6 protein-coding genes are annotated in these 11,696 nt (G+C 47.6%); 3 read left to right on the plus strand and 3 right to left on the minus strand.

Going from position 1 to position 11,696, the window contains the following annotated elements; all coding sequences use genetic code 11:
• Positions 1–290 precede the first annotated feature (290 nt).
• Together H6F93_RS33040 and H6F93_RS33045 are read left to right on the plus strand one after the other, a co-directional pair.
• Positions 291–3,329, plus strand: a complete 3,039-nt coding sequence (locus tag H6F93_RS33040) for an Ig-like domain-containing protein (RefSeq protein WP_190690545.1) — start codon at positions 291–293, stop codon at positions 3,327–3,329.
• 53 nt (positions 3,330–3,382) lie between these two features.
• Positions 3,383–6,109, plus strand: coding sequence for an Ig-like domain-containing protein (locus H6F93_RS33045; RefSeq protein ID WP_190690547.1), 2,727 nt, complete (start codon positions 3,383–3,385; stop codon positions 6,107–6,109).
• Between the two features lie 5 nt (positions 6,110–6,114).
• Here the strand turns inward: H6F93_RS33045 and H6F93_RS33050 are convergent, their stop codons facing one another.
• The 3 genes from H6F93_RS33050 to H6F93_RS33060 form a co-directional block, all read right to left on the minus strand.
• Positions 6,115–7,761 carry a cyclic peptide export ABC transporter gene (locus tag H6F93_RS33050; protein WP_190690549.1) on the minus strand — a complete coding sequence of 549 codons (1,647 nt, stop codon included), beginning with the start codon at positions 7,759–7,761 and terminating at the stop codon, positions 6,115–6,117.
• Positions 7,762–7,801: 40 nt separating this feature from the next.
• Positions 7,802–9,073 (minus strand): type III polyketide synthase, encoded by a 1,272-nt coding sequence (locus tag H6F93_RS33055; protein WP_242043744.1) that lies wholly within the window; start codon positions 9,071–9,073, stop codon positions 7,802–7,804.
• Positions 9,074–9,190: 117 nt separating this feature from the next.
• A complete protein-coding gene (locus H6F93_RS33060; RefSeq protein WP_199314340.1) occupies positions 9,191–10,852 on the minus strand; it encodes a cytochrome b5-like heme/steroid binding domain-containing protein in 1,662 nt (553 codons plus the stop codon).
• A 369-nt stretch (positions 10,853–11,221) separates the two neighbouring features.
• Between H6F93_RS33060 and H6F93_RS33065 the strand changes: the two genes are divergently transcribed.
• Positions 11,222–11,626 (plus strand): response regulator, encoded by a 405-nt coding sequence (locus tag H6F93_RS33065; protein ID WP_190690551.1) that lies wholly within the window; start codon positions 11,222–11,224, stop codon positions 11,624–11,626.
• Positions 11,627–11,696: the final 70 nt, after the last annotated feature.

The raw sequence follows: 11,696 nt of genomic DNA on the forward strand, positions 1-11,696 counted from the left end.
GACTGTCAACCATTCAGTAGCTTACTTAAAAGGAACATACAGTTGAACCCCTGATTTTACTACCGCAAAAGATGTATTGAGATACATCAAGATAGGATAACCAGGGCTTTTAAATTTTAATCACAGTAATTACTGGGTTGGCAATTACTAGTAGATAAACCCCAAAAGATCAGTAGTGCAAAAGTATTTAGCACTGCAAAAATATTCATGCCTGCTCCAGTCTGAAACATCTGATCCAACGGTGAGTAACTCAGGACATCTGCCAGTTGATGTTACTCAAGAGGAAAATCATGGCTGTTCTCACGGTTAGCAGTACCGCAAATGACGGTGCAGGTTCGTTAAGACAAGCGATCGCCAACGCTAAAGCAGGAGATACGATCAAATTTGCCCCCAACTTGGCAGGGCAGACGATTACACTTAGAAGTCAGCTCGAAGTTAGTCCTGGTAAAAATCTAACCATTGATGGGGCGGATGCGGCAGGCTTAACGATTAGCGGCAACAAGACTTCCCGCGCTTTTTACGTCAACTCTAATCAAGATTTTCCGACGAGTTTAACCGTCAAGAACCTGGCGGTTGCCGATACCTATACAGCCGACCGGGGAGGTGGTATTCTTGCAACCCACAAAGGAAACGTCGCAGTAGAAAATGTTCGCTTCAACAATAATGTTGCTGACAAGGGCGGTGGCGCAATCTACACCGAATGGGAAACCAATCTAACGGTCACCAATAGCAAATTTGACCGAAATCAAGCGACTAAAGGTAATGACGAAAGAGGAGCAGGAGCGATCGCCTTCCTCAGCTCTGGTAACTTTGTAGTTCGAAATAGTGAGTTCACCAACAATCGCGGCATCAATGGTGGAGCTATCAACAGCCTCAACGGTAAACTCACCATCGAAAATTCCAAGTTTACTAACAACGATACGACTGCTGCCAAATACGATACAGGCAAAGCAAATCCCTTCTTGCGTGGCTTTGGGGGCGCTGTCTATACCGATCGCGCCAGTTCTACAAATGAGGCATCTGGCACGATTCAAATCAAAAACAGCGTATTTGAGGGAAATAAGGGACGAGGTGAAGGCGGAGCTGCCTATCTTTACACCGGCACTCAAGACAAAGTCACTATCGAGTCTACCGATTTTAAGAAAAATGAGGTCTTGGCACTACCTAATGGCGGCAATGGTGGCAATGGCGGTGGACTGGTGGTGATGAGCAACGGGCTTAACAAGGGTCTGACCATCCGTGATACTGCCTTTACAGACAATACTGCCGCCGGTCAAGGGGGTGGACTTTGGACGATGGATTCCCCAACTACCATCAACGGCAGTCTTTTCTCGGGCAACAAAACTCTGGGGACAACCTACAGCAATGTAGGCGGAGCGATGGCTCTCTACAGTCCTACCGATATTGTAGATACCAAAATTCTTAACAACAAAGCAGGCTGGGTTGGCGGTGGTATTTCTGCTAGTGATAAGTTTCCCGTTACGGTTAAAGACACTGTCTTTTACAACAACACGGCTGACAACGGCACCAACAACTGGGGCATTCAGCAACACACCAGCAGTGAATTAACTGACAAAGGTGGAAATACTCAGTGGCCACCAAAGCGTACCAACAACTGGAATGATTACAACGCAACGGCTCGAATCACCATAGCTCAACCCACCGCAAGTGACTTAAACACCAACGGAATAGGAGTTGCCTCTGGCACAGGTGGAATTCCGACAATTCCTGGTACAGGTGGAACTCCAACGACTCCTACCGATCCAGTAACTCCCGGCACCGGTGGAACTCCAACGCCTACCAATCCCGTAACTCCTGGCACCGGTGGAACTCCCACAACTCCCGGTACAGGTGGAACTCCAACGCCTACCGATCCGGTAACTCCCGGTACTGGTGGAACTCCGACAACTCCTGGTACGGGCGGAACTCCAACGACTCCTACCGATCCAGTAACTCCTGGCACCGGTGGAACTCCGACAACTCCCGGTACAGGTGGAACTCCGACAACTCCTGGCACTCCTTTACCTCTTGTTGCCAGAGCAGATACTATCTCCACAGCAAAAAATACTCCAATTCGGATTGATCCGCTCTCTAATGATTCTGTAGGAAGCGATCGCCCTCTTACCTTAAATATCTCCAGACGTCCTACCCAAGGCAAGGTTGAGGTGTACGACAACAATACACCTGGAAATGTAACTGATGACTTCATCATCTACACACCCAAGAACAATGCCATAGGTAAAGACTCTTTCACCTATCAAATCAACACGGGTGACGGTGCTGCTTCTAATACAGGTGTTGTGAGAGTAACGATCGGTTCCAAAACTTCTGCGATACCTCAACCTCCTGCGGCCCCGACTCCAACCCCCAACCCTCGACCCCCTTCAGCTCCCACTCCTGCGCTCAAAACACTCCGCTATGAAGCAGAGCAGATGAACCTCAACACCTATAAGGTGGAGGGACTGGACGGCTCCCGGGCATCAGCAGACCGCTACATCTCACTCCGCAGCACTGGCGAAACCTCGGGGAGTGCTAACGGTGTGTTTCGAGGTACAGCAGGTACTTATCAAGTCCGAGTCGGCTACTACGATGAAAACGATGGTCAGTCTTCTGCCAGCGTGACCGTTGCAGGTCAGCGTAAGAACTTCAAGCTCGACAAAGACCTGCTTTCTGACTCTGCCATGCACGATGCTAAAGCCGTAGTCACGACTCATTCTGCTGTCACTTTGAAAACAGGCGATCGCTTTGAGATTTCGGCTCGATTAGATAAAGGAGAGTTCGCTCGATTCGACTATATCGAGTTTGTTCCTGTAAATCAAAGGAGCAGACCTGTAACTGGACGCACTGAGACATCCAGAACAGTGATTCAAGGTCGAGCGAGCAACGACACTCTGATTGGCTCCAGCGCTCCCAACAAACTGTACGGTGGCAAGGGCAGTGATTCCCTTGACGGAAAAGCAGGAAACGATGTGCTGATTGGAGTAGATGCCAGAGATCCAAATCCAGGACGCAACGAGAAGGATGACCTGGTGGGTGGAGAAGGCGCAGACCGCTTCTACTTGGGCGATCAATCCAAGATTTACTATAACGATGGCAGGTCTGACAGGGCCGGGGTAGGAGATTATGCTCGAATTCAGGACTTCAATGCCAGTGAAGGGGACAAAATTTACCTACACGGCAAAGCAGAGGACTATCGATTAGGAGCAGCCCCTCCGAGAGTGGGCACAGGAACGAGTATCTTCCACACCACGGGTGAACGAGATGAATTAATTGCCGTGGTAGAAGAGGTGCAACTTAGCTTGAGCAGCAATAGCTTTAAGTTTGCATAGGGTTTGAGAGGTTATAGGGTGCTTGCCGGTTGATGATTCATGAGAGAAACAACATGGCTATTATTACTGTTACAAGCATCGCCAATAGTGGAGCAGGTTCTCTGAGAGAGGCGATCGCCAACGCACAGTCTGGAGATACCATTAAATTTAGCTCTACTTTGGCAGGGCAAACGATTACCCTCACCAGCGGGCAGCTTGAAATCAACAAAGGTTTGACCATTGATGGTTCAGGTGCTGTAGGTGTAAAGATTAGTGGTAATAACACCAGTCGAATCTTTGATGTAACCGCATCCGGTTCAAGGTTCACACTGCGAAATCTCACCCTGATCAATGGAAGAGCCAATGGTACGGGAGAAGCAGGTGCCGGAGGTGCCATCCGAACCGCTGGCGGTGGTCAACTGATTGTCGAAAATAGCACCTTTCAAAATAATGCTTCTTCTGGTGAGGGTGGCGGTGCTATCTGGGCAGGTTACAACAGCACCAATACTATTCTTAACAGCACATTTAATGGCAATGATGGCACATCAGGTCAAGGGGAACGAGGTGGCGGTGCTATCTCAGTCAAGAGCAAAAGCAGTCTCACTGTTAAGAACAGTCAGTTTACCAATAATAAGGGAACTAATGGTGGTGCAATCAACAGTCTTTTAAGCGGACTCACGGTTGAAAACTCTACTTTTCTCAATAATGACTCAACCGCAGGTGGACCATTAGGACCTCATACCAAAGGTTATGGAGGTGCCATTTACACCGATGGAGCCAATGCCTCTGGACCGAATGCTACACCCGGACCTCAAGGGGGTGTCATTACAATTCGCAGTAGTCGATTTGAAAGTAATACTGGGGCTGGACAAGGAGGAGGACTTTTTCTATTTGCTTATCCTCCAGACAAGGTAATTGTTGAAAACACAATTATCACGAAGAACAAGGTCGTTGAAGATGCGAAGGGAGATGCTCTGGGCGGTGGTCTTCGACTCGGCAATGCTGAATTTACGATCAAAAACACTACATTTACAAATAATAAAGCGCTTGACCAGGGTGGTGGCTTATGGATAGGAGAAAAGTCTCCAGGCACCATCATTGACAGCACCTTTTCGGGTAATCGGGCCGAGAGCGCTGATCAGAAAGAAGGTCTGGGAGGAGCAATCACCCTAGCCAATGGCTCTAATCCTGTTGATATTGTTAATACTCTCGTTTCTGATAACTACGCTGGTTTTCAAGGTGGAGGGTTCTGGGGTGGTGGCTCGTCCACGACTGTTAAGGATTCTGTGTTCGTTGATAATGTTGCAAACAATGGCGGAAATAATTGGGACATCAAGAATCATACGGGAACTCAATTTAGCGATCGCGGTGGCAACATCCAATGGCCTCCCAAAAACCCAAATGACTCCACCGATGTGAATGTTACGGTAAACGTTAGACTGGTTGACCCGACTCCCAGTGATCTGAGAGACGTGGGCAGCAACATTCCTGTCGTAGGTAATCCCATCCCGAGTATCCCAGATCCAGGTAGTACGCCCCCTCTTCCTAATACGCCTTCTCTAATCGCCAGAGCGGACTCCGCTACCACACGTCAAAATACCCCAGTTCGCATCAATCTCCTGGAAAACGACTCCCTCCCGAACGATCGCCCCTTCACTCTCAATATTGCTAACCGTCCCACACGCGGTCGTATTCAAATCAACAATAATGGTACTCCGCAAAATACCTCCGACGACTTCGTTCTCTACACACCCAAAAACAACATTACAGGGCGAGATAGTTTTACCTATCAAATCAGCACGGGTAACGGTACATCCGCTACAGCAGTAGTGAGAGTGGCGATCGCGCCCCAATCTCCTACCCAGCCTCCTACAGCTCCTTCCCAACCCCCATCGTCCCCCACACCCCTTAGAACTCTGCGTTATGAAGCGGAGCAGATGAGCCTCAACAACTACAAAGTTGAGTCCTTGGATAACTCCCAAGCATCCGCAAAACGCTACATCTCCCTACGCAGCACTGGCGAAACCTCTGGGAGTGCCAGCGGTGTGTTTCGAGGTGCAGCAGGCACTTATCAAATCCGAGTTGGCTACTACGACGAAAACGATGGTCAATCCTCCGCTACAGTTACCGTTGCAGGTCAGCGTAAGAACTTCAAGCTTGATAAAGACCTGCTCTCTGACTCTGCTATGCACGATGCTAAAGCAGTGGTTACCACTCACTCGTCCGTCGCGCTCAAGACAGGCGATCGCATTGAGATTTCGGCTCGATTGGATAAAGGAGAGTTTGCTCGATTCGACTACATTCAGTTTACCCCTGTCAAACAGCGACCGAATGGCACTGGTAAAAGCACTACAAACGCTCGAACAATGCCGAAAAATGCAGATGTGTTGCGGGGTGGCGAGGGAAATGACTTTTTGGATGGAGGGCGAGGAAATGATGTCTTGGTAGGGGCAGAAACAAGAAGCTCAACTCCAGGACGAAACGAGAGAGATATCTTAATTGGAGGCAAAGGTGCTGACCGTTTTCAGTTAGGAGATCAATCTCACGTCTTCTACAACGATGGCAAAGCAAACGACCCAGGACTTAGAGATTACGCTTTGATTAAAGACTTCAACCTCAGTCAAGGAGATAGAATTTATCTGCATGGGGAAGCTGATGATTACCGCATTGGAGCAGCTCCTTCAACGAACAGTAGAGGACTGGGAATTTACCACACAGGAGACGGACAACAGGAGTTAATCGCTGTGATCGAAAATCAGCAAAGCTTGAATTTGAGAAGCCATAACCTAAGGTTTGTATAAAGCGTCTAGCCTCTAGCACCCACTGTCATCGATAGTTGAGACTCAGTTTGACCATACTCTAGCTTAATGATTTGGTCAGCCAAGTGGAAGTAGCGATCGTCATGAGTAATCACCAGAATGGTTTTGCCTTGCTCTTTTAGCCGGACAAGAATTTCTCGATAAAATAGCTCTCTAAACAGCGGATCTTGGTCAGAAGCCCATTCATCAAATAGGTAGATGGGACGATCTTCTAAATATGCAGTCAGAAGTGCAAGCCGCTTTCGTTGTCCTTGAGAGAGATGAATCGTTGAAAACACGCCATTTCTCACACTCACTTTGTGGTCTAGCTGCAACTGCTTCAGGTAATGTTTTGCTTCATGATCCAGATTAGGGCGATCGCATCCTAAACAGCGCTCGAACAGGTGAAAGTCCGAAAAGATAGCGGAGAAATGCTGTCGATACCATTCTCGGTTGTGGTCAGCGATCGCCACGCCATCAATCGAAACCTTACCTGTCATCGCCGGATACAATCCCGTAATCAGTTTAGCTAAAGTCGATTTACCGCTACCGTTGCCGCCAACTAGATAAGTCACTTGTCCGGGCTGCAAAGACAGGCTGACAGGGCCCAAAGTAAACCCATGTTCATCTCCGTCAGGATGATAGGTGTACGTCACCTGCTCAAGCTCAATCTGACAGTGCTGACTCACGTTTTGAGGAGTAATTCTGTGAGTTTCGGGGATATCGAGTTCGGCTTCCTGAGCCAGGGCTAACTTCATCCGTTCAATTTTCCGCAACGCCACATTGCCGCGCAAGAAGTCAGGCAGTCGGTGCAGCAGATTTTGAATTGGAATTGCTAGATAAGTGGTCGTGAGCGCATAGGATGCCAGCATTGCAGGCGATGTTTCAACGAATCGAGGCAAGATAAACAGGGTGAAACCGAGGATAGCGAAGAGCGAGAACTGCCCTAAACCATCTGCTAGCGCAAAGATTCGCATTGCTGCAATGTTTTTCTGCCGCATCGTGGCAGCACTGCCCTGTAGCTCCTCTGTCAAAAACTCTTCTCGGCGCGAGCGGTGCAGTTTTAATTCTTTTGTACCAGTGGCGATCGCCTGAAAGTGCTTGAACAAATGATCCTCTTCTTCACGAGCGATCGCAAACAGTTGTTGGGCTTTGCCTAACGTGGAGTGAGTACACCAAACGGCGATCGCCGTAATAGCAAAAATGACAATAAACACATCGCTTGAAAGCCAAACTAGATAAGTTAAACAGCCGACAATAGTAGCGAGGTCGGTGCAGACATTAGGAATGACAGAAACCGTGTGAGAGAGAACGCGTACATCATCTGTGAGAGTCGCCAGTAGTCGATTACTGCCCAGCATTTCCAGATGTTGCAGGGGTGCAGCTAGAATGTTTTCACTCAGCCGCAGCCGCAGCTGATAAATTGCATTCTGGGAAAGGCTGATTAGCATAAACTGAGAGAAAGTACTGGTCAAAAGGGTTGCCGTTACCAGCCCCAAAAAGTAAAGCAGTGAGTAAGAAACAGCAGCTTGACCGACTGCCTGATTAATTAGCCAGATTAGCTTTGCATTAACTCCCCCACTCACCAAACCCGCAACCGCAGCAATCGCAATGTTGAGCCACGATGTCTTTAGCAAAAATTGGATAAATTTCATCTCACGCTGTCCTCTACAAAAGCTTTACCGAAATCGTTGTCTAGAGCGTTTGAAACAGAATGCCTTCTACCCCAACACCCGGTGAAAATGAAAAGGCAAGCCCTGTTAATGACTGTTGCGCTGTATCTTGCCATCCCGTACCGGGGTCAATTGGGGTATGAAAAGCGCTTTCAGGATAGCGAAACTGCTCCAATCGATTTAGCATTCGCTCCATCACAAACAGCACAGAAGGACTCAACATGTTGCCATACTGCCGTAAGACTTCCCAACTGTCAGCCACCTGATCATCGGTTAGGTCAAGCGATCGTTGCACCTTCTGAATAATCCGAGTTCCACCAGGATGCACTGCCCACAGATTAATGTCTTGCTTGGTCAACTGGTGATCTGCCAAATACCGTTCAATAATTCCACCCACTCCGGCCTCAATGTAGTCAGGTAATTGACGCGAAAGTTTGCAGGTAATGCCGCTATCTTGAATACCTAGAGCAATTCCGTCTTGAGTGTTTTCTGCCAAATAGCTCAAGTGATCGCGGATAACAACATGCCCCTGTCCTAAGCATTCTGCTTCCGTGCAAGCACCAATCACTACGGCAGCACATCCATCTCCAAAAATGCTGTGAATGATCACGTCATTCAGGTCGTCTTCAAAGACAGCATTGATAGAACTGAGCTCCAGACAAACAACGAGGGACTTGTGCGTCGGATTTGCTCTCACATAGTCAGAGGCAACTCGCAGCCCATTCATGGCAGCGGCACAGCCCATGAAATTGATTGTTACTCGCGCAATGTCTCGCCGCAGACCCAACCGCTCAATCAAAGCTGCATCTACTCCCGGTGCCACAAATCCCGTGCTAGAAACAAACACAATCTGACGAATGTTACTCCTGATATCAACGGTTGTGTATCCAGGAAGGTTTACTTTTGGGGCTGAAGCGGCGGCGATCGCCCGTTCTGCAACCCGCTCTGCTAGAGGAACTGCGTGTTCTTGATAGAGTCGCATCCGGTCTTTGATGCTGCTAGCGTTGAGTGTAGCGATCGCATCCTGTGACAGCAAATTAATTGCCAGATGCCGAGTATCAATCCGAGTATTGTGATAGAGCTTTTCAATTAGCGATCGGTTTTGCTCTAGGTTAGGCAGTTGAGCGACCAGTTGCGCCGCATCAGATTGCCGGATAGTGTGTTCTGGTGTTCCGGTTGCAATGCTTTCAATGGTGGGTAAGACTTGCCTCAAACTCACCATGTTTGGTGCAAAAGTGATATTGGCAAAAGAATTTGTGGAAACAGGGTTAACTTGGATAGTGGCGGTACTCATGACATTTGCTCCTGGTTAAAAATGAATCACTCACTAACACGTAATCTTGAACTCACATTTCTGGGCTGATTGCTTTCGCATCTGAACTTTCAATTACTCACATTCAGCGGTTTAGGACTAGATTGAACCGATACCAATTACACCTTTGATGATGTATTGCACAGAAGTTCGTAAAGCCTGAGGATTAACATGTTCTGCCAATACATTCAAATTGTTCTCTTTTGCCAAACGGGACGGACTGAACAGATAGTGTTTTGCCATGATGGGGAGGCGATCGCCAAAGAAATTCTTAGGCTGCAACCACTCAATTCCCATCTTTTCTGCTTCATCCCGAACAATTGCTTCACCGGCAATGTTGGCAAATCCACTTCTTTGGAAAGGCAAGACATGATGGACTCGATGCGGGCTCAATCCAGCCGACAGAAAACAGTCCACATATTTGTTGCCAATCATCGTCAGGTCATAGGAATTCTTGATCTGAAAAGTTGCCCAATCCTGACCCTGGCTCAAATCCGCAGTAGACTCCTCTTCCTCAAAATCGTGACTAGCGACAATCATGAAGGTGCTAATCCAAAGAGTGAGACAAAACTGAATCAGCCATGCATTCAGATCACCCTGCATCCAAAACAGCACCAGTTCACCCAGCAGCAAAAACCGCATTACCAACATCCCCAGATAGTGAGGCAGTCCTCGTTGCCAGGAGCCGTAAAAGTCCTTTACACCATGCTTGACCGCATAGGAACACATCTCAAAACTGCGAACAAACATCCCTGGAAACACATGTCCCAACTTATGCAGCGTGTGTAACGGAATCCGGTAATAGCGCGGCAGATCCATCATTGCGGTGAACACATTGCGTTTGACATCGACTTCACTCTGGGTATGGGGATGGTGCATCAATGTGTGACCATCAATTACCACAAACGCCATAGGCACGTAGTTGATATCAAAAACATGAGAGAAAAACTTGTTGAAACCAACCTGGGCACGGTGAATCAAATAGTGCCCTGCACCTGCCAGCGAAATCCTCAACGCCATCATGATGGGTGCAAACAGGTACACTGGCATGAACTGTGGAGCGGTTAGCCGCAATACCTGCACCAGAATGTAGGCGATCGTCAAAACAACAGTCGTGACATCAAAAAGGGTATCCATTCTGGCAATTTTGGCTTTCATCTCTGGTTGATTCAGCCGCGTTCTGATTCTGTTGAGCAACTGATCATCTTTGTGAAAGTCAAATTGAGGCGTGTCTCGCCAGCCGTCAAATCCATCTCGAAAGAGAAAAGGTGGAGCATTGTATTTGGGGTGAAAGTCATCAGGAGTGGCTTTTCTACCCAAAGCGTACTTCTTTAGGACTTTCTTGACTTTTGCTGGGTTGCGATGCAACACATTCACCAATGTGGTGATATCTCGGTTTCTTAACCGTCCAATAAAAAACTCACCACCAGGATGCTTTTTAACAAAATCTGACAAGTCATAAACCTCACCGTCATAGATCCAGACATTTGACATTTGCTTGCTGGCAACCTCTGGTGGTCCTTGCATAGCGGCGATCGCCTCTGGGGTTCTCACCACTTCTGGCAGCGCAGTCAACGCAGTCCGAGCTTTCACTTCTGGTCTAAATTCGCTGACATGGGACAACGGTTCTGACTCACCTGGGTAGACAAGATCTGCTGCTGAACTTGCTGCTCCAGTCGCGCCAGATTCTCCATAATCTCGCTCATTTCCTGGGCGATCGATGAGTTGTACAGACTCCAAAACTTCTGATAATACATCCATAACTCCTTGAACTCCTTAAAAGCTTTTGTCCTGGTGGGTTTGGAGAAGCTCCCCCATCCATTCGCTTACGTTGATAGTAGGAGTTCAAGTGAGTGCAGGTGTTACAGGTTTAATCCAGAGTGGCTGTACGAATCAGCGAAGTCAGTGGATGTTTATTGCTGTCTTGCTTGCAGAAAAGTGAAATGAAGTATTGAAGATACTTGTTTCCCTCTCTAACTTTAGATAGAGGTAAGATTTCCCACAAGTAAGTTTCCTTAGAAAAGAAACTTAACGGTCAGCTAAAGAATTCTGTCTTTTTAAATACTGAATCTACAAACTTTTTATAATAGCTACACCTCAGAAGGTGGAAAGCGAAGAGCGAGTAGACCTATGCTTAATTCCAAGTTGATGACGAATGGGTTGAAGGTATTGTTGGTCGATGATGATCGGGATACCTGCGAATTATTGACGCTCATGCTCAACTTATATGGCATTGAAGTAACCTCTGTTAACTCGGCACCAGCAGGTTTGGAAGCAGTGGCAAGTCTGCATCCTGATGTCTTAATTAGTGATATTGCGATGCCAGATGAAGATGGCTATTCTCTCATTCGTAAGGTAAGAAGTCTTGATGCTGAACACGGCGGAAGTGTCCTTGCGATCGCCATCACCGCAGCAGTCACGGGAATTGCTCAATATGAGACCTTCGCAGCAGGATTTCAAAGATATCTTGCAAAACCATTTGACCCAGAAGAATTGGTTGCGGTGGTATCCGATTTAATGGATAAACAGTCGTAGGTGAATTGCTTATTAAATAAACGGTGTTGTAGCAGCCCTGTCCTTCATCTACCAGAACTACCTGACCACT

The organism is Leptolyngbya sp. FACHB-671 (assembly GCF_014695745.1).
Taxonomy (GTDB): Bacteria; Cyanobacteriota; Cyanobacteriia; order Elainellales; family Elainellaceae; genus JAAUTN01.

Excerpts from the sequence above, each read along its gene's own strand:
- H6F93_RS33040 (WP_190690545.1), top strand. The coding sequence starts at position 291 with ATGGCTGTTCTCACGGTTAGCAGTACCGCAAATGACGGTGCAGGTTCG.
- H6F93_RS33045 (WP_190690547.1), top strand. The coding sequence starts at position 3,383 with ATGGCTATTATTACTGTTACAAGCATCGCCAATAGTGGAGCAGGTTCT.
- H6F93_RS33050 (WP_190690549.1), bottom strand. The coding sequence starts at position 7,761 with ATGAAATTTATCCAATTTTTGCTAAAGACATCGTGGCTCAACATTGCG.
- H6F93_RS33055 (WP_242043744.1), bottom strand. The coding sequence starts at position 9,073 with ATGAGTACCGCCACTATCCAAGTTAACCCTGTTTCCACAAATTCTTTT.
- H6F93_RS33060 (WP_199314340.1), bottom strand. The coding sequence starts at position 10,852 with ATGGATGTATTATCAGAAGTTTTGGAGTCTGTACAACTCATCGATCGC.
- H6F93_RS33065 (WP_190690551.1), top strand. The coding sequence starts at position 11,222 with ATGCTTAATTCCAAGTTGATGACGAATGGGTTGAAGGTATTGTTGGTC.